Source organism: Oceanobacillus alkalisoli (assembly GCF_021556485.1).
GTDB lineage: Bacteria > Bacillota > Bacilli > Bacillales > Amphibacillaceae > Oceanobacillus > Oceanobacillus alkalisoli.
The window spans coordinates 32,307-57,334 of the sequence record NZ_JAKGBW010000020.1; the positions used below are offsets into that span (position 1 = coordinate 32,307).

Genomic DNA, 25,028 nt, shown 5'->3' on the forward strand with positions numbered 1-25,028 from the left:
ATGAGATTACGATCACAATTAACATTAGCATTTACCGGGCTGCTCATTGTCGTCTTAACGGTGACCGGTTACCTGATCTATTCCTTAATATTAGACATCCTTGTCCAAGATGAGCGGAGACAGCTTGAAGAAACAGGAGAACTCCTAGCCGGGTTCCTGACGGAGCAATACGGAACGACGCAGGATATGCAGGAGTTTAATCAGTTTTTAAATGAACAAGAGCTTCAATTATTTCTTTATGACCGGAATCTTGATACCGTACTATTCTCCACGATGCCAAACTCAGTCGTGGCCGGATTTTTCCAAGAAAATAATTTCGCCAATACAAAAGAAACGATGTGGCAGCTTGGTAATGATCGCTTTGTCACATCCCGCATCCTCTTTAGTCCGGATGCACTCGGGTTAGAATTGATTTTACTCACGCCGATGACCGATTTACATGCAATACAGCAAAACTTCTTCACTCGGTTGTTTCTCATCTTTCTGATTGGTGCACTGCTGGCAATTTGGTTGAGTTATTATTTAACAAATAAACTGGTAACACCGCTTACCCTTCTCCAGCGGCAATTGAAGAAGATTGAGAAGCGCCAGTTTGATGATGTCGAGCGAATTAAAGCAACAGGAGAGATTAAAGAAGTAGAACAAAGCGTGTTCGAAATGGCGAACGAACTGCAGCGGTATATGAGTTCCCAGCAAGTGTTTTTCCAAAATGCGAGCCATGAACTGAAGACACCGCTTATGACGATTCAAGGTTATGCGGAAGGGATTAAGGATGGCGTGTTTCAAGGGGAAGAAAGAGATAAGGGTCTTGAACTGATGGTTGATGAAGTAAATCGCTTAAAAATTATCATTAACGAGATGATTCTTTTGGCGAAGCTCGATACAGAGAAGACGTATGAGCCTATCACCTTATCCGGCAATGCATTAATCAATGGAGTAATGGACCGACTGCTCCCCATGTTGAATGAAAATGATGTCGAAGTGAAGCAGCAAGTAGAAGAAAATATCCTGATTTATGCGGATGAAGAGAAAATGCTGCGAGCTCTATCCAATATTGTTGTTAATGCGATTCGCCACGCAGAGAGCCAGATCGAAATTCATGCGTACACGGCGCATAAAAAGTTAGTGATCACGGTGGAGGATGACGGGGAGGGAGTCGCGGAAGATCTTATCCCGCATATATTTCACCGTTTCATTAAAGGGAAAAGTGGCGAGAGCGGCCTTGGCCTAGCTATCGCCCGGGCAATTATCGAACAATCAGACGGGAAAATATCCGTCGACCGTTCCGCGGCATTAGGAGGAGCGAAATTTACAATTACGCTACCTTTCGTCAAAGGTAAAAGAGAGAAACATGGCTAAGGAATACACAAAACCTCGGGTAAAAAGACCGGGGTTTTGCATTTTGTATGTGTGACACAGTAATGTGACTCGTGTTAAGCTTGTGCGAACAAATATCAGAAAGGATGTGGAAAATGGAAAAATGTCTTCTATTCCACCAAAGAAGCTATTGATTGTTGAATCGTTAAGTAAGCGGGAAAAGTTTAATCGGAGAGAAACATCCACGCACTACAACCTCCAAAAGGGCTACGAATCGGAAAGGCATTGACACCGATGATCAAAAACCTCATACGAAGTAATTTATTCATGCAGGTCAATGATCAAGCTTATCTGTGACCTGTAGTTACGAATCTCTCTTGGTAAGTCACTGAAGACAATATCAAAGCCCTATTGTCAAACCGTCGACAAATCTAGGTCACTGATCAGAGAACTTGCCCTAACTTCCCTCCAAAATGCGCCATAATTCCGATAAATATACGCCCAGCCGATATTATGCTATAATAAGGGCTTGATTCATCCCTTAAAAAAGAGGAGCGGACGTTTATGCAAAGAAAAGATATACGTAATATTGCGATTATTGCCCACGTTGATCACGGGAAAACGACTCTTGTTGATCAGCTGTTAAAATACTCTGGAACATTCCGGGAAAATGAGCAGGTCGATGATCGCGCAATGGACTCAGGTGATATTGAACGAGAACGTGGTATTACGATTTTAGCGAAGAATACTGCTGTTAAATATCAGGATACAACGATAAATATTCTCGACACACCAGGTCACGCGGACTTCGGTGGTGAAGTGGAGCGGATTATGAAGATGGTGGACGGAGTTGCACTTGTTGTCGATGCCTATGAAGGTACGATGCCTCAGACACGTTTCGTACTTAAAAAAGCGCTCGAACAAAAACTGCGCCCGATGGTTGTTGTAAACAAAGTGGACAGACCGAACGCTAGACCAGAAGAGGTAATCGATGAAGTACTCGACTTGTTCATTGAGCTTGGAGCAGATGATGACCAGCTTGAATTTCCTGTCGTCTATGCATCAGCTTTAAATGGTACATCAGGTCTTAAACCGGAAGAACAAGAAGAAACGATGGACCCAATATTCGAAACGATTATGAAACATATCCCTGCCCCTGTTGATAACTCCGATGAGCCACTACAATTCCAAGTGACATTGCTTGATTACAATGATTATGTCGGAAGAATTGGAGTCGGGCGGGTAGCAAGAGGTAAAATTCATGTCGGCCAGCAAGTCGTTCTGATGAAACAGGACGGAACGAATAAGTCATATCGCATTACGAAGCTGTTCGGTTTCCTTGGCTTAAAACGGATTGAAATTGAAGAAGCAAGTGCCGGTGAAATTGTAGCTGTTTCTGGATTAGAAGATATTAATATTGGTGAAACGGTCTGTCCAAAAGATCATCCGGAAGCTCTGCCATGGTTACGGATTGATGAACCGACACTGCAAATGACGTTTCGTGTGAATAATAGCCCGTTTGCTGGTAAAGAAGGAAAGTATATTACTGCTAGAAAGATTGAAGAACGGCTTATGAAGGAACTGGAAACAGATGTAAGTTTACGGATAGATCCGACTGATACTCCGGACGCTTGGGTTGTTTCTGGACGCGGGGAGCTACATCTGTCCATTCTGATTGAAAACATGCGAAGAGAAGGTTTTGAACTCCAATTATCGAAACCAGAAGTAATCATTAAAGAAATTGATGGTGTTGAGTGTGAGCCGATGGAACGTGTCCAGATTGATGTTCCGGAATCTTACACTGGAGCGGTGATGGAGTCCCTTGGAGAGCGTAAAGGTGAAATGCTTGATATGGTGAACTATGGAGACGGTCAAGTTCGTATTGAATTTAAAGTGCCTTCCCGTGGTCTCCTCGGATATACGACTGAATTCATGTCCCAGACGAGCGGTTATGGAATTTTGAATCATACATTTGAAGCCTTTGAGCCAGTCGTTAAAGGCAATGTTGGCGGAAGACGTGAAGGTGTACTTGTTGCACTGGAAAACGGTAAAGTTTCCACTTACAGTATTTTACATTTAGAAGATCGTGGAACGATTTTTGCTGAGCCCGGGCAAGAAGTGTATGCTGGTATGATTATCGGCGAGCATAATCGAGATAATGATTTAACCGTAAATATTACAAAAGAAAAACATTTGACGAATATGCGTGCATCGGTAAAAGATCAGACAACAAATATTCGGAAGGCGAGAAAGATGTCCTTAGAGGAGGCATTGCAATACTTGAACGATGATGAATATTGCGAAGTTACACCAGAATCCATCCGCCTGCGGAAAAAAATCTTAAACAAATCAGAAAGAGAAAAAGCGGCGAAAAAATAAAGTAGGTGCACTGCATCTTCTTAAAATATAGCGAATTATGAAAGGTACGTTCTAGAGACTGGATGAAGTTGTTCTTCATATGGTCTCTTTTTTTTCGTGCGTTTCGTCTAGCTGGAATGAAGGTAAGGTTAGGTAGTGTATCATCTTTAACATCATGGGCGTTTAATCTATTTCGTTGTACGAATTGCGCAAAAGGAGGAATAAAACTTGCTATGGAAGAAAAAGTGTACGCACCGTTGACGGAAAGACTTGTTCAACTAGGGGATGTACCCGGTCCGACATTTTCTGAAAAAATAATGGGATCGCAATTGTTCCGGCAGAAGGAATGGTACGGGAAAAATGAACGTAAAAAGCTGGGCATCCCTTTTGGAGGACATGCCCAGCATCATTAACGTTCTTTCGGTTTATTCTTTCTATCATTCGGGATGTATTTTGTGAAATAAGCGGCGCATATCAGTAAGATGATAGAAACTCCCCATGCTGCAATACCGCTCCAGTATAGGTCGAGCATGTTGCCAACAATAATGATGATACCACTTAATCCGATTAGAATTCCAGATAAATAACGTTTCACCACGATTCCCCCATTACTTAATCCCATTGTTAAAAAATCCGCCCGTACATGATTCCATCTATCTGCTCTTATTATACTATAACCAACTCCATCCAGCTTATCATTATGAATCTAAAGTTTTTTTCATATTTCCTTATAGCGTACTATTGAGCATTTCGCCCGTAAACAGTAAAATAATAGATGTTCAGATAGATGCTGGATAGAAGATGATTGGAGAAGATCGTTTTGAGAATAAAAGATTGTATGATAGCAGGGCTTTTTATGTGTCTGTTCAGTCTGCTCGCCGCTTGCAATATGACCGTGAAAGTCACGAGTTCCGGGCAAGAGCTAACAGGTATGGAGCGCCTTGTGACGTTAAAAGAAACAATTCCGGATGTGATTATAGAAGAGATTACGATATCTTCCATTGGAGATGTATTATTGCATGAACCGGTATATGTGGATGCTTGGACAGGGAGTAAATTTAATTTTTCCCCGATGCTTGAAAAAGTGAAGCCTTTTTTAAGCGAAGCAACGATTACAACAGCAAATCAAGAATCGATGATTGGCGGAGCGGAACTTGGCTTGTCAACGTACCCGGCATTTAATAGTCCCAAAGAAGCCGGTGATGCATTGAAAGATGCTGGTGTTGATGTTGTCATGCTTGCCAATAATCATACACTAGACCGCGGGGAAGCTGCAATTGAACAAGCGATCAGCCATTGGGATCGTTTAGACATGATGTATGTTGGTTCCTATAAGAATGAAGCAGATCGGGAAAAAGTGCGTGTTGTTGAAACCGATGAAGGAATCTCTGCTGCTTTTCTCAATTATACGTACGGAACGAATGGAATCCCAGTACCAGAAGGGAAGCCGTATTTGGTCAATTTAATCGATAAGAAACAGATGAAAGAAGATATTGCCGAGGCAAAACGAAAAGCGGATCTAATTGTGTTGAATCTCCATTTTGGAAATGAGTATGAACGGATGCCGAACGAAGAACAGAAAGATCTCGTGCAATTTGCCGCAGACCAAGGGGTGCATGCCGTCATCGGTCACCATCCCCACGTTTTGCAGCCGGCCGCTTGGGTAGAAGGGGAGGACGGCTCTGAAACGCTTGTCATCTACAGTCTTGGCAATTTCTTATCGAACCAGCAGGAACTTTATCAACGAATTGGTGGGGTGTTTACGTTTACTGTAACGAAAACAACGGAGGGAGAGAAAGAAAGTGTTGAAATCCATTCCCCGACCCTTTTACCTACCTATGTCACCTTCCACCCGGAGTGGGAGGATTATCAAGTTGTACCGATGTATACATTAACAAATAAAGAATTGAAAGATGCGGCTCAACATTATGCGGAAATAAAAGAGCATATGTCTCAGTGGCTCCCGGAACTCCGGTACATAGAAGAATAGAATAAGTGTGATTTCACTAAAGGAGTTCACACTTTTTTACTATTTTAAGATAGGCATAACAGGCCTTTTTTGGTATGATGTAAAATAGACTTAAATTTACATACATTAAGGAGATTCATCGCATGGAATGGAAAAATATATATCGGGGCATCTTGATGGGGGCTACGGAAGTAATCCCGGGGATTAGTAGTGGTACCATTGCCCTTTTACTTGGAATTTATGAACGATTGATTGAAGCAATTAACGGTTTCTTCAGCAAGGATTGGAGGAAGCATCTGGGTTTTCTCATCCCGCTGGGAATTGGGATGGTAGCAGCTGTCTTTGCCTTCGCGAAAGTGATTGAATGGTTGTTTAACCATCATCCGATGCCGACATTATTTTTCTTCCTTGGACTGATCCTTGGTGTCTTACCCTATTTACTTTATAAAGCAGGTGCAAAGAATTCATTTCGATTAAAACACGTTGGCATGATGCTGCTTGGCGTTATCATTATAGCAACATTAGGACTCCTCAGTGTCGGCGAAGGAGTGATTATTACAAATATTACTCCTAAGACGTATGCTTTTCTGTTTTTATCAGGGATGATTGGGAGCTCAGCGATGATTCTCCCCGGTATTAGTGGTTCCTTCATGCTTCTGGTGCTTGGTGTATACCCGACCGTCATTGCTGCTGTCAGTAACTTGCATTTTGACATTATTATTGTCACAGGACTTGGTATAGCAATCGGCTTTATTATTATGAGCAGAGTCGTCGGTTATTTTTTAAGAAATCATTTCACCATTACATTTGCCGCTGCGATTGGACTTGTTGGCGGCTCCGTCTTCGTCGTTTTTCCGGGAATACCACAAACGGTTGGCATGTTTTTCGTAAGTGTCCTTACATTTTTTGCTGGACTCTTAACAGCGTATATCCTTGGACGAATAGAGTATAAATAGTTACAATATAGTAAAGTGAAACTTCATTGCTAGTTGAACAGAATCAGGGATTTACGGATTGTATATCCACCACCAATACATTTTGATCTTCCCTCATGTTTAGCAGTGGGGGTATTACAGACCGTTCATGCGTGGGAAAATAATTTAAAGAGGGTATAAAGGAGAATTCAGATGGAGTTAATTGAAACACAAGCAAGATTCGATGAAATTATTCAGAGTGCAGATCCGGTTATTATTAAGTTTTTTGCTGGCTGGTGCCCGGACTGCAGACGTTTTGATATGTTTTCAGGTCAGGTGATGGAAGCGTTCAGCAATTACAGCTGGTATGAAGTGAATATTGATGAAATTGAAGGAATTGCCCAGAAGTATGAAGTAATGGGGATTCCAAGCGTACTCATTTTCCAAAATGGAGAAAAGCTTGCGCACCAGCATAGTGCTTACACGAAGACACCGGAAGAAGTAACCGAATTTCTAGAGCAACAGTTAGGCTAAATTAGAACATACAAGAAGCTAGCGATCAACTCTCCTGTTGATTACTAGCTTCTTTTTTTACTTCATCACTCACTTAATTTAAAATCGAGCTGGTCGTTCGTAAATCGTAACTTCCCATTTTCCAGCTGGACGGTATAGTCTTTTTCGGTCAGTTGGAAAACATCTTTGTAGATGGCCGAGTCGCCAGGAATTGTAATTTCACCTAAGTTGCGCGGATTAATTTTTGCCGCATCATCGGGCTTATTTGCTACACTGCCCCATTCAATCAGGAAGGGCAGATTAGCTGACTTCTCTGGAAAAAGCATTCTCCAGGAAAGTGTAGAACCATCGAGCCTTTTTCGCATGCCTGGATATGGCCCGCCATATGGGATGTTTTTTTCTTCAAAATTGTTCAGATACTTGTCCAAATGCTCGGTACGTAATGCAAAAGTGAGGGGTCCTCTCTTTCCCTGGTCAAGAAACTCGACTGCTTTTTTTACAAGCGGAAGATTGCTTTTCCTAGCAAGTGCTTCATCAAAAACACCGAGCCATTCAATGTAACTATCGTTCTGGAAATAGGCGAGAAAGTTATACGTTCCCCATTTCTCATGTCTCCCTCCTTCGATTGCAATTACATTGTGTTGTTCTACAAACTGCTGGGCATCCTTCTCCGGATCCTCCGACACGACTACAAGATGGTCAATTGCTAGCATGCTCTTCCTCCTTTGTTAAAATGGAGATTTCTTCTTATCGTCATCATAAACATTTGTGCGTATAATAGAAAGTAATTAATCTTAAAACTGGCGGGTGTGAACATGGAAAAACCTAGAATTTTAATTATTGAAGATGAACAGAAATTGAGTCGAGTGCTCCAACTCGAGCTTGAATATGAAAATTATGAAACCGGTGTAGCGGATAATGGGAAAGATGCACTTCAGCTGATAGAAGATGAAGACTGGGATCTTGTCCTGTTAGATATTATGATACCCGAATTAAGCGGTCTTGAAGTATTGCGCCGAGTACGCCGCTTTGATGAGGAGACAGCGATTGTTCTCCTTACTGCGCGGGATGAAATTCATGATAAGGTGAGCGGACTTGATCTTGGAGCGGATGATTATATTACGAAGCCTTTCCAGATTGAGGAGTTATTAGCACGGATTCGTGTTCTATTAAGACGTCCGAAAGCGAAGAGAGAAAATAGTGATGAGCTTTCTGTTGGAGATCTGAAAGTAAATCCAAGTGCCCGTGAAGTAACACGGGGCGAAGTGCAAATTGAACTTACCCCAAGAGAATTTGATCTGCTCGTCTGTTTATTGCAAAATAAAAATATTGTCCTCACAAGGGAGCAGTTGATCAATCAAGTATGGGGGTTCGACTATTTCGGAGATACGAATGTAGTTGACGTCTATATCCGTTATTTGCGGCAAAAGGTGGATAAAGGCTTTGATGTCGCCTTTATTCAAACCGTACGCGGTATCGGTTATACAATAAAGGATCTTGAGCAATGAAATTAAGAACGAAAATACGGCTGTTTTCCAGTATTCTTATTCTAAGTATGCTAATCCTCGTCAATACATTCGTTTATTTTCTCTTTTACAAAAATGCAACGGATAGTCAGCTAGTCGAACTTTCCTTGCAGACAGATAATCTGATTGAACAACTTGCGAGCGCGACAGCCGCAGAAGAGACCAGTGAAGTGATCAATGCTTTTCTTCCGGCAAATGGAATGGTGAAGGTTTTCTCTAGTGATGAGCAGGCGCTTGAGTTTAAGCTGAAAGGAGAAGCTTACAGGACGCTTGAAGGTGCTTTCCAGACTGCAGAGTCCCAGGAAATCATCCGGCCGGAGCGCGGCGTTCATGTTGCGGTTGTGACCAAGCCAATCATTTGGCATGACGGCAGTGTAGTGACGCTTCAGATGTCTGACCATTTAGTTGCTTTAACCGATACATTACGGATTTTGTTTTACGTCCTCATCATTGTATCGCTCATTATTCTCATTCCGACAATTATTGGAAGTAATATCTTGAACCGCTTGCTCTTGAATCCAATTGAAGAACTGACACGAACGATGAAAACGAACATTAAAGAGCGGAAATGGAAGAAGATCGACCATTCCAATCGTTCCAAGGACGAGCTCTATGAAATGGAAGTTACCTTCAACGAAATGATTGACCAGCTAAGGGATAACTATGAAAGACAGGAAGACTTTGTCTCGAACGCCTCCCATGAATTGAAGACACCGATACAAATTGTGAAGAGTTATGCTCAGTTGCTTGAAAGAAGGGGGAAGGATAATCCTGAATTGCTGGAGGAATCGATTGCAGCGATTGATTCAGAGGCCGACCGGATGAAAAGACTTGTGGAGCAGCTCCTCTCTTTAGCGAAGAATAAAGAAAATGTTGTTCATGAACCAATCGAGCTTGTCCAATTAGTGGACCATTCCATTACGACATTCAAGCAGGCCTATAATAGGGAGATTGAATTTCATAAAAATATCGAAAAACTGAATGTCTTAGGAAATGCTGGACAGCTTGAGCAAATCATTTATATTTTAATTGAAAATGCATTGAAATACAGTGAAGATAAAATTGCGGTAAGTTTGTTCACTTATAATGGTGATGTTATTTATTCTGTGAAAGATTATGGAAGTGGAATATCTCCAGAAGATCAGGAACGGATATTTGAGCGGTTTTACCGGGTCGATAAAGCAAGAAGCAGAGAGACTGGCGGCAGCGGGCTTGGTTTATCCATTGCCAAGGAAATTGCTGAAAGTCATCACGGAAAATTAACGGTTGAAAGCGCGGCTGGAGAAGGGTCTATGTTTACACTGGTACTTCCGGCTATGAAAAAAGCGGATAGGGAAAATGAAAAATAAACATGTTTCGAATGATCTTTTCCAGTATTAATCTCTTTCTCATCAATTTCTAATCTTCCTCACATTCTCCTATCATTCGTAGTGGCTATGATAAGGGTAGAAATTAAATGAGGAGGAATTAATAATGAATAAGAAAACAGGTTTAGGAATTGGGTTATTGGCTATTTGCTCGGTTATTGGTTTTACTGCTTATCAGTCGAATGCTGCACCGACAGAGCCGATTGTGGCGGCGAGTGAAACGAAGGAAGAAACAGTGGAAAAACAGGATCGATTTGATGGTGTGCTATCCATTGAAGAAGCGAAACAAATTGCATTAACAGAATTCGAAGGTAAAGTAACGGAAATTGAACTTGACGAAGATGACGGCAGATTAATGTATGAAGTCGAATTAAAGAATGAAACACATGAAGCAGAAATAGAACTTGATGCAAGGACAGGCGATATTATCGAGTTGGATATCGAAGAAGACGATGATCGCTGGGATGATTAATTAGGAAGCTAGAGGGGGTCATGATGAATAAAAAAATGATGATGGCAATTGGTGCCATGGCAATCGCTGCTGTGTTAGGTCTCATCTTCAGTCAGAATTTATCCGTTTCTGCAGGGCCTGATTTAACGAAAGCCGAGGTGGAGGATAAAGTGAAAGCTCAATATCCTGGTGAGATCACCGAACTCGAGTTAGATAATCAAGGGAAAAATCCTGTTTATGAAGTGGAAGTTGTTATGGAAGAAAAAGAATATGAGTTACAAATTGACGGGAACTCAGGAAAAGTATTAAAGCTTGAGGAAAAACGTGCCACGAAAACAGCTAAAAAAAATGAGCGGGAAACGGATAAACAAAAAGAGAAAGCTGACAAAGAAGACTCAACTGCCACTAAAGAAAAAAAAGAATCAGATCTAGAAATGAACGAAAAGGCAAATGAAGAAAAAGATGATTCCGAACGTAAAACGGTAATTGCACCAAAACAGGAAGAAACAAAGCAAGAGGAAAAACAAGAGCAAGCAACGAAAGAATCTAACAATAAATCCAATGAGCGAAAATCAACAATCAGTAAAAATAAAGCGATTGACATTGCGCAGAAGCAATTTTCTGGTACGATTGATAGCATTGAATTAGATCGAGATGATGGCCGGTTAATCTATGAAATAGAAATGGAAAGTTCGCGGGGCGAGGCCGAGATTGAAATTGATGCTTATACGGGAGAGGTGCTCGTTGTGGATATTGATTTGGAAGACGATTAAATTTAAAAGCACGGTGCAGTAACTTGCGTACCGTGTTTTTTTGTTTACCATTTTATCTGAAATTATTTACAATATGAATGAATTTCATAATTACCAAAGTCGGCTTTTCCATCACCATATGTAGTTGCCAACTCAACTACATATGGTGATGGTGAGACATTAAATACGTATTATGAAATTCATTAATATATAAGCATCGACAGTCTTTTATCTTTTCAAAAATTGTTTGAATAAGTTCTTCAGGTAAATATAACCCACCCTTCTATTTAAACAGGTAAGGCATTGTGTATTAATCTGCAAAATTCTATGTTTCGACAAAAATCTACATATTGTCGAAAAACGTTTTAATTATCATCAATCGGGTATCCAAGAGATAAAGGGAAAGAAAATAGAAGGAGCTTTTGGAGGAATTTTAGATGGACAACCATGATGTAATCATTTATGTGAGCGATAATAACCATTATTGCACACAGGTCATCGATCTCGTAAAAAAATATGATGTTACGTACAAGATAAAAAATGTAACACAAGATAGAGATTATATGAAAGAAATGCAAGATATTGGAATATACGGCACACCAGCAATGTTTGTAAAAGGGGAGAAGCATTCCATATTGGGTTATCAAAAGGAACGGATTCGCCATGCGCTCTCTAAAGTAGAACATTAAATCGATTCGAATAACAAAAACCTTTTTGGTTGCATAATTTATAGTATGACTCAATGTTTGTATAGAGAGGTGTTCCAAATGGACAATAGAGCAAGGAATCCACACTTTTTTGCCAATCGAAAGCCGCCATCATTCACCCACACCCAAGCATACCAAACACCAAACTATCCGAATTTACACCTAACACCTTATGAACGTTATGCTAAACCTCCGCAACCGCTGGATCTGATGAGTCCGAACCAAGAAGCTTATGAGAATCCGCAGGGACAGACACAGGCAGGTTTACTTCGTGCTTTTACCGATGCAAATGGACAAGTGGACTTCGATAAAACGATGACAACGATTAATCAGCTAGCGAGCACATACCATCAAGTGTCCCCGATTGTTAGGCAGGTTAGTGCCTTGATAAAAATGTTTAGATAAGCTTACGTCGGATAATTGGTGAACGATAAGCAGATAATAGTAGAAAAAGAAGGCTTTCTGGAATGAGGAGATGCAGATGATTGGATGTTTATTGATTCACGGATTTACAGGTGGTCCTTATGAACTTGGACCGTTAGCGTCGTATTTGCGGGAACATACAGATTGGCATGTGGAAATACCTACATTGCCGGGACATGGGATGGAATTGGATTTAGAGAACATCACTTATAAAGATTGGATTTTGGCAGCGGAAGAAACATTGGAGCAATTGACGAAAAAGTATAATGAGATTTATTTGATCGGCTTTTCGATGGGTGGGATGATTGCTGCTTATCTTGCAGCAAAGTACAATGTGAAAAAGTTAGTATTACTTGCGACCGCCGGGAAGTACTTGGATTTCAAACAGATCGGGATAGATGTTCATGAGGTAATCCGTGATGGTTTAAAAGGCGGGTTGGAAAATAATAAAATGTACAATCACTATAAACGCAAATTTGGGCAAGTGCCAATAAAGGCGAATTTCGAATTCATCAAGCTCGTCAACTTTACGAGACGTTATTTAAAAGAGGTCGATACGCCAGTATTGATTGCACACGGGCAGCTTGATGGGATGGTACCGTATAAGACTGCTTATTATTTGGATAAAGAAATTGATTCAGAACATAAGGAGCTTGTGCTTTTAGACCAATCGAAGCATTTACTTTGTTTAGGCGATGATAAAGATACAATCAATCTGATGGTTCATGACTTTTTAATAAAGTAAAACTTCAATCAGTGGGAGTTTTACGGACGGTTACACCGGGATAAAAGAAAAAATAAAATGGTTGGACAAAAACTTGATGTCCAACCATTTTGTTTGCTTATTTATTCCTATCCTGAAAGAAAGCAATCACGATGGCCCCGTCCCCGCCGTGAGTGGCGATAATTGGGCCGATATCGGTCAGGAATGTTTCTTTAAAGGAATATTTATCTTTAATATCGTTCAGTAACTTAATGGCTCGGGATTCACTGTTGCAGTGGGTCATGAATAAACTTTTATTTTCCGCACTTTTCGTATACTCACCGATTTGCTGGATAAACCGCTTGAGTGCGCGTTTTTCACCACGTACACGTTCGGTTACCTCAATCTCCCCTTGCTCACTGCCACGCATTAACAATTTAATACTAAGTGTTTTTGCAATTTTACCGGTAACTTTTGAAATTCGACCGCCACGGACAAGATTATCTAATGTTTGCAGAACAAATAAAGTAACCGTATCCCCAACCCGGTCCTTTGTATGCTGTACGACTTGTTCAAATGTATCTCCAGCTTGGATTTTACCGTACAAGTCATGAAGCAGCAAGGCAATCCCGCCTGAAGCAGTTTTCGTATTGATAACAGCAATCCTACGCTCCGGTTCTGCTTCGAGTATCATGTTTTTCGCAGCAACAGCATTCTGATACGTACTGCTCAATTCCTTGGAAAGGCTCAGCATAATGATTGGTTTATCCTGTGGCACCTTTTTATATGCTTCGTAAAAGTCATTCGGGCTTGGTGCAGCAGAACGCGGCACTTCATTCAATTCTTTTACTTTCTGATGGAAATCCGCAAGTTTTAATGTGGTCCCTGTTTTATACTCGCCATCACTAAAATTTAAATAAAGGGGGACGATTTCTACTTGCAATTGTTCGATTAGCTGCTGTGGAATATCTGCTCCACCATCTGTCATAAGCTGAATTCGCATTTTCATTACCGCCTAACTAATTAATTTTTCCTTTGAGAAATGGTAACTCTCGTTTTTTTCGATGTGCTGAGGATGAATAAATACAAGCCAAAGATGACGATTGTTCCACCTAAAAATTGTGACCATGTAACAGCTTCATCCAAGAAAATATATGCCAAAATTGCTGCTCCAACCGGTTCTAACAATCCGGCCATGGACACTGTTGTTGTGCTTAACCAGCGTAGGCACCAGTTGAAAATCGAGTGGCCGAAAAATGTTGGTATAATAGCCAGAGCAAGAAATGCATACCAGTTCGTTGCACTATAACCGGTAAACGAGTGTTGTAACCCGAGATTATAAATAAATAACGTAATGGAACTAACGCTATATACGATGAATGTATATGTCATTAAAGACAAACTCTTCCGCGCAGATTGTCCAATCAGGAAATAACCCGTGATGCCAACTGCACCTAGGATGGAGAGGACATCACCGAGTAAAGCAGTTCCGCCAAGCTGCAAATCTCCCCAGCCAATAATCAGACTTCCAAACAAGGCAATGACCATACTGATGATGGCGCCATAGGAAAAGCGTTCCTGAAACAATAAATATGTTCCGAGGAAGGCAAATAACGGTTGGATGGAAACAAATACTACAGAACTTGCAACGGAAGTGTAATTTAATGATTCAAACCAAAAAATGAAGTGTGCTGCGAGAAATATACCGGCGAGTATGGATAAGAGCCAGTTTCTTTTTGAGATTTGTTTAAACTCATGTCGATAGTTAATTATGATAAATGGCGCCATGATGATAACGGCGAAGAATAAACGATAGAAAGCAGTCATAGCTGCAGGTGCATCTTCAGCAAGTCGAACGAAAATAGCAGAAGTGGATACAGCAATTACCCCAATAAAGAGAGCTGCTTTCGGATTAAATGCAGGAAGACGCATAGAAAAACTCCTTTAACAGACACCTTTTCCAGAGAAGATAACCAGGCACGGTGGACATCTCCAATTTCAATATATTATCACCTTATACTACCATGATTCATGAGAAATTTCATTTATTTCATGCAATCTATAGTCTGCTTTATTGCATTCATTCAGCGTCAGTGTCCGAAACTCACCTCCGGAGGTCCGCAGTCCAGACACCTCTCGCACCTGCTGAGCGGCGATTAGAGAGCAAGCCATGAGAACGTGCAAATCACTTACGCTGAATGAAAACGACAGCAGTGTTTGAAGGAGTGAAAGATGGGTTCTTGATGTATAAAATTGGTAATAAGAATCTGACATCATTATAATAAATGGTGGAGAGGGGGAGATAATTTGGAGAAAAAGTGGAAATATGCCTGGTCTTTCATGCTCGTGTTGTTAATTGGACTAGGCATTTACAGCAATTATTCAGACCATGACACAGCTGACGCCCGAAAGGAAACAATTACAATCGCTGACGGCGGCTGGGACAGCATGCAATTACATAATTATATCGCGGCCTTCATTATCGAAGAAGGTTATGGATATCCGGTTGATTTCATCAATGGCTCATCAATCGCAACTTTTACTGGACTCCGGACAGGTGAAATCGATGTCTATATGGAACTTTGGTATGTGAATATGCAAGAACCTTATCTGGAAGCAATTGATGCTGGCGAAATTATTGAACTATCCACAAATATGGTAACAGATGACCAAGGCTTCCATGTACCGACATATGTGATTGAAGGTGATTCTGAACTAGGAATTGAACCGATGGCACCAGATCTTAAAACGGTAGAAGATTTAAAGAAATACCCGGAATTATTCCAAGATCCGGAAGACCCGACAAAAGGTGTTATTATCGGAACCCAAACTGGAACGGTCATTCACGATATTTTGGAAGAAAAAGTGAAAACATATGGGCTGGATGAGACATTCAATTACTTCACCCCTGGTACGGCGGGGGCAATCGGCGCTTCTCTTGCACGGGCATATATGAATCATGAACCATGGGTCGGTTATCAATGGTCACCGACATGGTCAATGGCCAGGTATGACATGACTTTACTTGAAGAACCGGAATATGATGAGGAAACCTTTAACGAAAACTTTGGCACGAAATTTCCTGATAATCCGGCTTACATAACCGTACATGCTGATTTCTTGGAAAAAGCGCCAGATATTGCCGAGATGTTAAGCAATTATGAGACTTCTACAGAAATTGCAGGTGATGCTCTACTTTATATGGAAGAAAATGATGCAACCCCGCAGGAAGCTGCTTTATGGTTCCTCGAAAATTATGAAGAAGTTTGGACGGAGTGGATTCCAGAGGACATTGCTGCAAGAGTGAAACAAGCATTATGATTTTTTACAGAAAGCGAAGGGGAAGTGAAGTATGTTTGAATTTCCGGAAAAACTGACTTTCCATCTTGGTTATTACATCGAATTACTTGTCAATTGGCTCACGATCCATTGGAGCAATATTTTTGATGGCGTCAAGTCGGGGTTATTATGGGTATTTGTGAATTTGAATGATTTTCTTTTGTGGATTCCATGGTGGTATTTTATTTTAGTTATCTTCCTGCTTGCATGGCAGTATAAATCAATCGCTTCCGGCCTGCTTTATAGTGCATTTTTATTTCTTATCGGCATTTTTGGATTATGGGAAGCGACAATGTATACACTAACCATTGTGATTGCCAGCGTGGTAGTTACGCTTATGATCGGAGTCCCGCTTGGGATATGGATGGCTTCAAGTAATCGGGTTGAGACAGTTATTAAACCATTTCTTGATGCGATGCAGACATTGCCGTCTTTCGTTTACTTAATCCCGGGAATTTTCTTCTTTGGTTTAGGACTTGTACCAGGTGTGTTAGCTACGATTATATACGCGCTTCCGCCAATTATCCGGCTTACGAATTTAGCGATTCGTGAGGTACCAGAAGAAATGGTGGAGGCTGGCAGATCTTTCGGGCCGACAAAATGGCAATTGTTCACAAAGGTGCAGATCCCTCAAGCATTGCCAACGATGATGACCGGAGTGAACCAGACGACGATGATGGCACTTGCTATGGTTGTCGTCGCTTCGATGGTAGGAGTAGAAGGACTTGGGCTGGAAGTGTTGTCCGCACTGAACACAATTGATGTGGCGCGAGGCTCTGAGGCAGGAATTAGTATTGTCTTTATTGCGATTATCATTGACCGTTTGACACTTGCGATATCGGAATCCTCCCGAACTTAAGTCATAGTCTTGTACTTTTCCTCTGTCATTTAAAAAAAGTATTTGTGACGGGGCATTGTGGAAAATGATGACAAAGATGTGGTATTATAAGACAAGCAGTAATTTGAGGCCCCGAAGATGGAAAGGGAAGCCTGATTGTTCTTTTTTAAAGAAACAATAATTGGTACGTGATAAATCTATTCCCGGTTGAACGATAAACCCTTGCACATTAGTCGTGCATAACAGATAAGGACAAAGGGTATATGTATAAATAGGATTTATAAATACAAAGCAAAGGACTAGTGGCCTCTTATAACTAAATATTTATTTACAGAAGGAGTAGACATTAAGTGGCAAAATTTAATGAATTAAATATCTCAGCCCCAATTATGAAGGCGTTAGAAAGAATGGGTTTTGAAGAAGCGACGCCAATACAAGCAGAAACCATCCCGCTTGCCAATGAAGGTAACGATGTGATTGGTCAAGCTCAGACAGGAACGGGGAAAACTGCAGCATTCGGTATCCCGATGATTCAAAGGATTGATTCTAAACTTCGGAAAGTACAAGGGCTAGTCGTAGCCCCGACGCGTGAGCTAGCTATCCAAGTTGCAGAAGAAATTAACCGGATTGCGAGATTTGTTGGTATTCGTGCTTTAGCAGTATATGGTGGCCAACATATGGACAGGCAAATTCGCGCACTGAAAGATGGTCCGCAAATCGTTGTAGCAACACCAGGAAGATTGCTCGACCATATGCGAAGAAGAACCATTCGGACGGATCAAGTGCAAGTTGCTGTCCTTGATGAAGCAGATGAAATGTTAAACATGGGATTCATCGATGATATTCGTGATATTTTAAAAGGCATTCCGGAAGAGCGTCAAACGTTGCTATTCTCCGCTACAATGCCAAAAGAAATCCGTAATATCGCAACAACCTTGATGAAAAATCCAAAAGAAGTAAAGATTAAAGCGAAAGAAATGACGGTTGAAAACATTGATCAGTACTTCATCGAAATTCCGGAAAAATTCAAGTTTGATACGTTGAACAACCATGTCGATATTCACTCTCCGGAACTTGCGATTGTGTTTGCGAGAACGAAGAAGCGAGTTGATGAAATTACAGAAGGCTTGCAGGCGAGAGGATACCGTGCAGAAGGAATCCATGGCGACTTGACGCAAGGAAAGCGGATGTCTGTATTGAACAAGTTTAAAAATGGTCGTGTCGATGTGCTTGTTGCAACGGACGTAGCTGCTCGTGGATTAGACATTTCCGGTGTGACTCACGTTTATAACTTTGATATCCCGCAAGACCCGGAAAGCTATGTACACCGAATCGGCCGTACGGGACGTGCAGGTAAGACAGGTGAGGCAATTTCCTTTGTTACACCTCGAGAAATGGCGCACCTACATTTGATTGAAAAGACAACGAAGAGTAAAATGAAGCGTCTCGCTCCACCAACCATTCAAGATGCAAGACGCGGACAACAGCAACTTACAATCGAAAGAATCCAGAAAACAATTGATAAGAAAGATTTAACGACATATCAAGACGCTGCGAAGGACTTATTGGAGGATCATGATTCGGTCACCGTTATTGCGGCTGCAATTAGCCTGCTAACGAAGGAAAGAAGAGATACGCCAGTTCGAATTTCTTCTGTTGCGCCAGTTAGTGTGAAAAAGGCACTCCATTCAAAAGGAAAAGGAGGCGGACACCGCTCGAAAAATAAACGTTTCTACGGTGGACGCAACCGCAAAGGAAACTTCCAAAAACGTCGTAAAAGAGATTAATCCATAATGAAAATAAAACGGCTTGAAGCAGTACTACTGCCTCAAGCCGTTTTATTATATCCTCGTATTCATTCCAACTTTGTTCGATAAGCTATTTTGTCGCTTAGTTGATCTATTTTTTTCTCTTCTAAATTTTTCACATGATAATGCTTACCGCCGGAATTGCTGAGAATGGATATACTCATGGAAGCAAGACCCCGTTTTCTTTCCAGCGCATGATTTTTCTTCCCGAAGGCCTGTATTCGTTTTTGATAAACGAGAACGGTTATCCGCTTTATAAACCGGTATCGGAGCAGTAACCTGTCGGAAGTCAGATGAAAGCCCGCATCTTTGTAATGGAGCCATCCTAAGCCAAGAGAGAGCAGAAATAATACAAGCGGAATCCAAGCGAACGTCGGGTAGAAGATAAAGACGGCGATGCTTGCCACTAAAAATAATAAACTTGAACGTACATAATAAAATGGTAATGCAGCAGTTGGTGGCTTTGTCCATTCGACATCTTCTTCCTTCCAACTGAAGTCGGGAACAAATTCATTAAGAAAGGCATTAATTTCCCGTTTATGCAACAAAGGAAATAAAATAGTTGAATCTGCTAATTTCCCATCTGTATTCCCTCCCGCAATTTCAGCAAAAATAAATGCATATCCAAGCGGCTGCCGTAAAATATTCTCTTCAATTCCAATAGCTTGAATTCGGTGCAATGGAATCGTCAGTTGTTTTTTCTCGAGTAATCCCCTCGTTATAAATAATTCATTTTCCGTTCTTTGGATTGTGAATTTCCCGTAGCGGATCAGGGTCCAAAGAATGCTTAGTAACCATATAATAGCAAGAATACTAATGATGATGAGAACGATTAAAATAATACTTGCTGTGATGAGCCATTCATAGGTATAATCATAGACCGTTTCAGGGATGAGTTCTTCAAGTTCTGAAAGTCCGACAACGATGAAGCCGATAATGATTCCAAGTCCTCCTGAAGTAATCCCTGTTAATAACAAGCGGGAAAACGTAATCTCTTTTTTGGCGAGATACGTTTCTTCGGGAATTTCTACATCACTTTCACCACTGTTTTTTAATGCATTCCGGAGCCCCAACGCATCTTGAAAGGAAACAGCTGAAAGCGCGGCCTCTGCTTGTTTCCCACCACTTGCGGTTTCGATTTGGACCCGGGTCAGTTTAAAGATTCGGTGAATGACACTTTCCGTTAAATCAATCGATTGGATTCGGTTTTTCGCAATGGAGCGCTTCGTCCGCTTGAAGATTCCATACTGAATCCAAAGATCCTCATCGGTAACATAATAAGAGAAATGATACCAAGAAAGGAAACCGTAAATCGAAGCGAGCACTGTAAAGGCACCAAGTGCAATTATAAATACTGTAAAGTCCGTGGCGACTAAAATGATTAGCAATGAGAAAAACAGGTCCTTAACTGATTTTAATATATTGAATATAATTGCTGCGGGATGCAGTCGTCTCAATTCAAACATCATCTTCATCCACCCTAGCTAGTTGCGAAATCCGGTCCCGCAAATCGGAAGCATCCTCCTCGGATAATGCGGGAATCATATGAGTCGTCGCAGCCGTGGAAATCGACACACTCGCAACATGAAATCTTTTCATGATTGGACCTTGCTCTGTATCAACATGCTGCACCCGAATCATCGGGATTAGTGTTCGCGTCTGAATGAAGATGCCGTGCTGGATGTAGATTTCTTGCTCAAAGATTTCATAGCGCCAACGCCGGTATCTGAGCTTAGGAAATAAAAAGATGAAAAGATAGCTTAACAAAATAGTGATCAACATAGCTCCAATAATATAAGTGAACGACCAATCCCAGCGAACCGCAAATACTGCTAGCGTGATAAGAATCAGCCATAGAATACCAAGATAGATGGAGGCGCTGATTTTCCAAACATTAACAGCGCGAGGATCAATTGTATGTTTCGGTGGTTGTCTCATATTCGAACATCCTTCCATAACGACGATTACTAGTAGTACGATTAAACACTGATTAAGTTTCAAATGCGAAGGGAGCTAATTTATCCGGTGTAACCGTCCGTAAAACTCCCCCGTCAAAACTTTAGGGTCTTCGGGAAAGTTTAGGTGGGAAGAAATGTGAGCTAACACCTAAGGTTTGTTCAACTAACAATCAGTGGGGAATGGGGAAAAAACCTCACCGATTGAAGCTTCACTGTATATATCGGCTAAAAAAGCCAATGACTGCAAGGATGCCAATGACAATCCAAAGCCAATTTTTGCGGATACTATCAGGTATTACCCTTCTTTTTCTCCAGCGGTTTGGATTAAATCTAATTTCCCCGTCATTATCGGGATAATTTCGCTCGTACATACGCCACGGTGAAAAGGCCCGCACATTTCGTAAGACGAGTGGAGCGATAGCAAAGCCGCCAGCAAACCCGGCCAAGTGGGCAACAATGTTAATTCGTGCCCCGACAAAAGACATGAGTATTCCAATAATAAGGATTGTTTTAATCATTTGTGAACTTCCGTAGTCCATTAGATGTTTGCGGAAAGTGACCATGAAAATATAAATGCCAAATAACCCGTAGATTGAACCAGAAGCTCCTAGATGGGTATAGTTTAGCGGCTCGATCAGAAACGTTGCGATATTTGCGATAATACCAGCTGCTAAGTAAGCAAGGATGAATTTAAATTTCCCAAGCATCAGCTCAAGTGCTGGTCCGAAGAGGACAAGAGCAAAGGAATTAAACAACATATGGGTTATTTCTCGGTGAAGAAAGATTGGGCTCACTAAGCGCCAGTATTCTCCCATTGCAACGTATAGATTGTTGCCGACTCCAAATACATAGACAATCCAACCAATCCCGGATTGGAAAAATTCCATCACAAACCAAAGGACAATGTGAATAATGATAAGGGTTGAAACGATCGGGTAAAGCTGTATAAATTCTTTCAAACTTCTTTCGTTTCGGATAAACAATGGAAGAAGCCTCCTAAATAAGTTTAATTTCCTATAATGTTCAGGTACTATTATAATAATTAATAATAAGCGTTATGACCAATATTAGCTATTATCATTCAAGGAGAGAAAACATAAGCCGATGATTAAAGGAATTGGAATAGATATTATTGAACTCGACCGGATAGAGGCGAGTCTTGGAAAGAGTGACCGCCTTGCAGCTCGGGTATTGACTGCTTCGGAGTTGGGAAAATACGAGGAATTAACAAATTGGAGACGTCGGATAGAATATTTGGCAGGAAGATTTGCTGCAAAAGAGGCATGTGCAAAAGCACTTGGTACTGGGATAGGGAAATTGAGTTTTCGGGATATAGAAGTAACGAATGATGAAAAAGGTGCGCCGAAACTAACGGTGCAAGGTTATGACCATTATATTTATCTATTATCCATTAGCCATAGTAAGGAATATGCCGTGGCGCAAGTCGTTATCTGTGAGAAAGCATAGAAGAGAATCTGCATAAACGAGATGGTTGTCTCATAGTATTTTAATGCGGGCAGGAGGGAACTTCATGTTTATTGTCACCGCAAAGGAAATGTATGATATCGATAAGTACACGATGGAGAAAATCGGTTTGCCAGGCCACTTGCTGATGGAAAATGCCGGAAGGGAGATTTTTCGCAATGTCATCTCTCTTGTAGAGCAGTCAGAACGGATAGCGGTATTCGTTGGAGCAGGAAATAATGGTGGAGATGGGTTTGTGATTGCGAGATATTTGCTTGAGCATGTGCGGGTAGTTCAGATTGTTCCCGACGAGAAGATCGGTGGAGATGCATTGCTGCATAAGGAAATTTATTTAAACAGCAATGGAGAACTATTAAATCTTCTGGAACACGATTGGAAAGGAATCATAAAAAATTCGGACGTCATTATTGATTCCTTACTTGGGATTGGGACAAAGGGTGAATTACGTGAACCATATCGGGGTGTGGTGGAACTGATGAGCGCCACCTACGCTCGGATTGTCTCCGTCGCTATTCCGTCCGGCTTGCCGGCCGACGAAGCGGTACCTTTTTCTTTGGCTGTAAAAGCGGATTACATGTTCGTTGTCGGAGTTTTGAAAATCACGGCTTGTTTGCCGGGAACTGCCGTTTGTATCATTTCGATGATTTTCAAGCAACTCTTCCGCAAAGACTGACACATGCGCATAAAGGAGACCATGGCAGGGGCCTGATCATCGGGGGGAGTACACTTTGATGCCTGGAGCGATTACAATGGCTACAGTGGCAGCGCTCGTCGCTGGAGTAGGCTTAGTAACCGCGGGAACACTGAAAGAAATCATCCCGGTCATCGCCACCCGAATTCCTGAAGCGATGTTTAAGTCCCTAAAGGAACAAGACGGAGAGTTGGCATGGGATGATAGCTTGGAGATGTCCGTGTATGATGCGATTGCGGTTGGAGTCGGGATGGGACGTAATAAACAGGGCGAGAAATTAATCGAACATGTGCTGGAAGAAGCGACTTTGTCCGGTTTTAGTGATGCCGACGGATTATATCATTTAAGCAGTCTCCTCACTGTACTGAAGGCGCGAGATGCCGTGACGGTTATAACTCCTCATGCAGTTGAAATGGCCAGGCTTCTTGATCTTCCGGTAGAAGAAATGTTAAAAGCTCCTTTCCAGCATGCGAAGAATTTTGCAGAAGAATATGGCGCCTATGTCGTGTTAAAAGGAAAGTACACCATTATTACGAGCCCGGACGATTTGCAGGTGGTCGATGCAACCGGAAATCCCGGTCTTGCAACAGGTGGCAGCAGTGACGTGCTCACAGGGATGATGCTCGCCATGATTTTACAAGACCAAGTCATATTTCCTGCCATCTGTAATGCTTGCTACCTCCACGGTACCAGCGCTGATTTGGCTGTAGAGCATAAGCGTAGTGTCTATGATTTAACGGCAACAGATATTATTGCTTGGATTCGTGAAGTATATCGTATGATTTCCTGATAAACGTGATTGGTTCCCTTTGTTAATTGAGACAAGGGAGATATGTGTATGAAGAAGCGCTATCTTGGAATATTCCTCATCGTCATCAGTATGGTTGTCCTTTCAGCTTGTGGAGAGAAATCGGAGGAAGATGTTGTCGAAAAGCTGTCCGAAACATTGGAAGAAATGGATGGTTATAAGGCAGAAGCGGAAATGGCGATGAAGACAGGACAGGAAGAGCAGCGGTTTACAATTGATATTTGGCATCAGAAAGACGATTATTACCGTGTGAAATTGGGTCATGCAGAAGATGATAAAGACAGCCAAATCATATTGAAAAATGATGACGGGGTGTTTGTACTAACACCAGCCTTAGAGAGAAGCTTCAAGTTCCAGTCGGAATGGCCGCAAAACAGCAGTCAGCCTTATCTTTATCAATCCCTCGTTCAAGATATATTAAATGACGAGGAAGCAAGTTTTGAGGCGACGGAAACCCATTATGCATTTAAAACGAAGACGAATTATCAAAATAACACGAACTTGCCATACCAGCAGATTCTTTTTGATAAGAAAACATTCTTTCCAACAGCCGTCCAAGTATTGGATGTCGATGACCAGGCAGTTGTAGAAGTCCAATTTAATGCATTTGATACAGCAGTAAGCTTTGAGGCAGATGATTTTGCCATGGAGAAGAATATGGAAACAAACGGCGATGCCCCGACATTCAGTAGCAATAATGAAGAAGAAGTCTTTACCGTGCTCCATCCGCTTTATACAGCTGGTGCAGAGGCTATTGATCAGAAAGAAATGGAGTTTGATAACGGAAAACGAGTGATTCTAACATATGGTGGCCAGAAGGATTTCACCCTCGTTCAGGAGATGCGTACGGACGTTCCAACTTTAACGACTCCTGAGGCAGTAGATGGGGAGATTGTAAACCTCGGCTTTACAGTCGGAGCATTGACAGATAGTACAATCCAATGGAATCATGAGGGCATTGATTACACACTGGCAAGTGACAGCTTAACGAAGGATGAATTAATCGAAGTTGCCCAGTCCGTCCGTGGACAAGAAATAAAATGAACCCCAAATCCACTTGAATAATCCCCTTAAGATTGATACAGTAAGACAAACTGTTTT

27 protein-coding genes are annotated in these 25,028 nt (G+C 41.5%); 20 read left to right on the forward strand and 7 right to left on the reverse strand.

Going from position 1 to position 25,028, the window contains the following annotated elements; all coding sequences use genetic code 11:
- The 3 genes from LZD48_RS15995 to LZD48_RS16005 all read left to right on the forward strand — a co-directional run bounded on the left by LZD48_RS15995 (position 1) and on the right by LZD48_RS16005 (position 4,088).
- Complete coding sequence (locus LZD48_RS15995) at positions 1 to 1,359, forward strand: sensor histidine kinase (RefSeq protein WP_235763731.1); 1,359 nt, start codon at positions 1 to 3, stop codon at positions 1,357 to 1,359.
- Positions 1,360 to 1,881: 522 nt separating this feature from the next.
- Positions 1,882 to 3,696 (forward strand): translational GTPase TypA, encoded by a 1,815-nt coding sequence (typA, locus tag LZD48_RS16000; RefSeq protein ID WP_235763732.1) that lies wholly within the window; start codon positions 1,882 to 1,884, stop codon positions 3,694 to 3,696.
- A 212-nt stretch (positions 3,697 to 3,908) separates the two neighbouring features.
- Positions 3,909 to 4,088, forward strand: a complete 180-nt coding sequence (locus LZD48_RS16005; protein ID WP_235763733.1) for a PTS glucose transporter subunit IIA — start codon at positions 3,909 to 3,911, stop codon at positions 4,086 to 4,088.
- Here LZD48_RS16005 and LZD48_RS16010 read toward each other — a convergent pair.
- Positions 4,085 to 4,270: a hypothetical protein gene (locus tag LZD48_RS16010; protein WP_235763734.1), complete on the reverse strand. Its 186-nt coding sequence runs from the start codon at positions 4,268 to 4,270 to the stop codon at positions 4,085 to 4,087. The two genes, LZD48_RS16005 and LZD48_RS16010, sit on opposite strands and share 4 nt — an antisense overlap.
- A 225-nt stretch (positions 4,271 to 4,495) precedes the next feature.
- Between LZD48_RS16010 and LZD48_RS16015 the strand changes: the two genes are divergently transcribed.
- The 3 genes from LZD48_RS16015 to LZD48_RS16025 all read left to right on the forward strand — a co-directional run bounded on the left by LZD48_RS16015 (position 4,496) and on the right by LZD48_RS16025 (position 7,092).
- Positions 4,496 to 5,665 (forward strand): CapA family protein, encoded by a 1,170-nt coding sequence (locus tag LZD48_RS16015; protein ID WP_235763735.1) that lies wholly within the window; start codon positions 4,496 to 4,498, stop codon positions 5,663 to 5,665.
- 122 nt (positions 5,666 to 5,787) lie between these two features.
- Positions 5,788 to 6,600 carry a DUF368 domain-containing protein gene (locus LZD48_RS16020; RefSeq protein WP_235763736.1) on the forward strand — a complete coding sequence of 271 codons (813 nt, stop codon included), beginning with the start codon at positions 5,788 to 5,790 and terminating at the stop codon, positions 6,598 to 6,600.
- 171 nt (positions 6,601 to 6,771) lie between these two features.
- A complete protein-coding gene (locus LZD48_RS16025; protein ID WP_235763737.1) occupies positions 6,772 to 7,092 on the forward strand; it encodes a thioredoxin family protein in 321 nt (106 codons plus the stop codon).
- Positions 7,093 to 7,157: 65 nt separating this feature from the next.
- Here LZD48_RS16025 and LZD48_RS16030 read toward each other — a convergent pair whose 3' ends face one another.
- On the reverse strand, positions 7,158 to 7,784 hold the full coding sequence (locus tag LZD48_RS16030) for a VOC family protein (RefSeq protein ID WP_235763738.1): 627 nt from the start codon (positions 7,782 to 7,784) through the stop codon (positions 7,158 to 7,160).
- Between the two features lie 102 nt (positions 7,785 to 7,886).
- Here LZD48_RS16030 and LZD48_RS16035 point away from each other — a divergent pair, with 102 nt between their 5' ends.
- From LZD48_RS16035 to LZD48_RS16065, 7 genes are all read left to right on the forward strand, one after another.
- On the forward strand, positions 7,887 to 8,579 hold the full coding sequence (locus tag LZD48_RS16035; RefSeq protein ID WP_235763739.1) for a response regulator transcription factor: 693 nt from the start codon (positions 7,887 to 7,889) through the stop codon (positions 8,577 to 8,579).
- Entirely contained in the window at positions 8,576 to 9,946 is a 1,371-nt protein-coding gene (locus LZD48_RS16040) for a sensor histidine kinase (RefSeq protein ID WP_235763740.1), read from the forward strand. Before LZD48_RS16035 ends, LZD48_RS16040 begins: the two co-directional genes overlap by 4 nt.
- Positions 9,947 to 10,070: 124 nt before the next feature.
- A complete protein-coding gene (locus LZD48_RS16045) occupies positions 10,071 to 10,436 on the forward strand; it encodes a PepSY domain-containing protein (protein WP_235763741.1) in 366 nt (121 codons plus the stop codon).
- 23 nt (positions 10,437 to 10,459) lie between these two features.
- Positions 10,460 to 11,188, forward strand: coding sequence for a PepSY domain-containing protein (locus LZD48_RS16050; protein WP_235763742.1), 729 nt, complete (start codon positions 10,460 to 10,462; stop codon positions 11,186 to 11,188).
- A 416-nt stretch (positions 11,189 to 11,604) separates the two neighbouring features.
- Positions 11,605 to 11,856 (forward strand): glutaredoxin family protein, encoded by a 252-nt coding sequence (locus LZD48_RS16055; protein ID WP_235763743.1) that lies wholly within the window; start codon positions 11,605 to 11,607, stop codon positions 11,854 to 11,856.
- A 78-nt stretch (positions 11,857 to 11,934) separates the two neighbouring features.
- Complete coding sequence (locus tag LZD48_RS16060) at positions 11,935 to 12,279, forward strand: YppG family protein (protein WP_235763744.1); 345 nt, start codon at positions 11,935 to 11,937, stop codon at positions 12,277 to 12,279.
- 76 nt (positions 12,280 to 12,355) lie between these two features.
- On the forward strand, positions 12,356 to 13,042 hold the full coding sequence (locus LZD48_RS16065) for an alpha/beta hydrolase (protein WP_235763745.1): 687 nt from the start codon (positions 12,356 to 12,358) through the stop codon (positions 13,040 to 13,042).
- 97 nt (positions 13,043 to 13,139) lie between these two features.
- Here LZD48_RS16065 and LZD48_RS16070 read toward each other — a convergent pair whose 3' ends face one another.
- Together LZD48_RS16070 and LZD48_RS16075 are read right to left on the reverse strand one after the other, a co-directional pair.
- Positions 13,140 to 14,003, reverse strand: a complete 864-nt coding sequence (locus LZD48_RS16070; protein WP_235763746.1) for a DegV family protein — start codon at positions 14,001 to 14,003, stop codon at positions 13,140 to 13,142.
- A 20-nt stretch (positions 14,004 to 14,023) separates the two neighbouring features.
- Positions 14,024 to 14,932, reverse strand: a complete 909-nt coding sequence (locus LZD48_RS16075) for a DMT family transporter (protein ID WP_235763747.1) — start codon at positions 14,930 to 14,932, stop codon at positions 14,024 to 14,026.
- A gap of 375 nt (positions 14,933 to 15,307) precedes the next feature.
- Between LZD48_RS16075 and LZD48_RS16080 the strand changes: the two genes are divergently transcribed.
- From LZD48_RS16080 to cshA, 3 genes are all read left to right on the forward strand, one after another.
- Complete coding sequence (locus LZD48_RS16080) at positions 15,308 to 16,321, forward strand: ABC transporter substrate-binding protein (RefSeq protein ID WP_235763748.1); 1,014 nt, start codon at positions 15,308 to 15,310, stop codon at positions 16,319 to 16,321.
- 31 nt (positions 16,322 to 16,352) lie between these two features.
- Positions 16,353 to 17,198, forward strand: a complete 846-nt coding sequence (locus LZD48_RS16085) for an ABC transporter permease (RefSeq protein WP_235763749.1) — start codon at positions 16,353 to 16,355, stop codon at positions 17,196 to 17,198.
- 329 nt (positions 17,199 to 17,527) lie between these two features.
- Positions 17,528 to 18,964, forward strand: a complete 1,437-nt coding sequence (cshA, locus tag LZD48_RS16090) for a degradosome RNA helicase CshA (RefSeq protein ID WP_235763750.1) — start codon at positions 17,528 to 17,530, stop codon at positions 18,962 to 18,964.
- Between the two features lie 68 nt (positions 18,965 to 19,032).
- Here cshA and LZD48_RS16095 read toward each other — a convergent pair whose 3' ends face one another.
- The 3 genes from LZD48_RS16095 to LZD48_RS16105 all read right to left on the reverse strand — a co-directional run bounded on the left by LZD48_RS16095 (position 19,033) and on the right by LZD48_RS16105 (position 21,926).
- Positions 19,033 to 20,454 (reverse strand): PH domain-containing protein, encoded by a 1,422-nt coding sequence (locus tag LZD48_RS16095; protein ID WP_235763751.1) that lies wholly within the window; start codon positions 20,452 to 20,454, stop codon positions 19,033 to 19,035.
- Positions 20,444 to 20,923 (reverse strand): PH domain-containing protein, encoded by a 480-nt coding sequence (locus LZD48_RS16100; RefSeq protein ID WP_235763752.1) that lies wholly within the window; start codon positions 20,921 to 20,923, stop codon positions 20,444 to 20,446. Before LZD48_RS16100 ends, LZD48_RS16095 begins: the two co-directional genes overlap by 11 nt.
- A 229-nt stretch (positions 20,924 to 21,152) precedes the next feature.
- Positions 21,153 to 21,926: a rhomboid family intramembrane serine protease gene (locus tag LZD48_RS16105; protein ID WP_235763753.1), complete on the reverse strand. Its 774-nt coding sequence runs from the start codon at positions 21,924 to 21,926 to the stop codon at positions 21,153 to 21,155.
- Positions 21,927 to 22,047: 121 nt separating this feature from the next.
- On the opposite strand from LZD48_RS16105, the gene acpS reads away from it, so the two are divergent.
- From acpS to LZD48_RS16125, 4 genes are all read left to right on the forward strand, one after another.
- Positions 22,048 to 22,410: a holo-ACP synthase gene (gene acpS, locus LZD48_RS16110; protein WP_235763754.1), complete on the forward strand. Its 363-nt coding sequence runs from the start codon at positions 22,048 to 22,050 to the stop codon at positions 22,408 to 22,410.
- Between the two features lie 64 nt (positions 22,411 to 22,474).
- Positions 22,475 to 23,101, forward strand: coding sequence for an NAD(P)H-hydrate epimerase (locus tag LZD48_RS16115; protein ID WP_235763755.1), 627 nt, complete (start codon positions 22,475 to 22,477; stop codon positions 23,099 to 23,101).
- Positions 23,102 to 23,159: 58 nt separating this feature from the next.
- Positions 23,160 to 23,909 carry an NAD(P)H-hydrate dehydratase gene (locus LZD48_RS16120; protein WP_235763771.1) on the forward strand — a complete coding sequence of 250 codons (750 nt, stop codon included), beginning with the start codon at positions 23,160 to 23,162 and terminating at the stop codon, positions 23,907 to 23,909.
- Between the two features lie 48 nt (positions 23,910 to 23,957).
- Positions 23,958 to 24,971 (forward strand): LolA family protein, encoded by a 1,014-nt coding sequence (locus LZD48_RS16125; protein ID WP_235763756.1) that lies wholly within the window; start codon positions 23,958 to 23,960, stop codon positions 24,969 to 24,971.
- Positions 24,972 to 25,028: the final 57 nt, after the last annotated feature.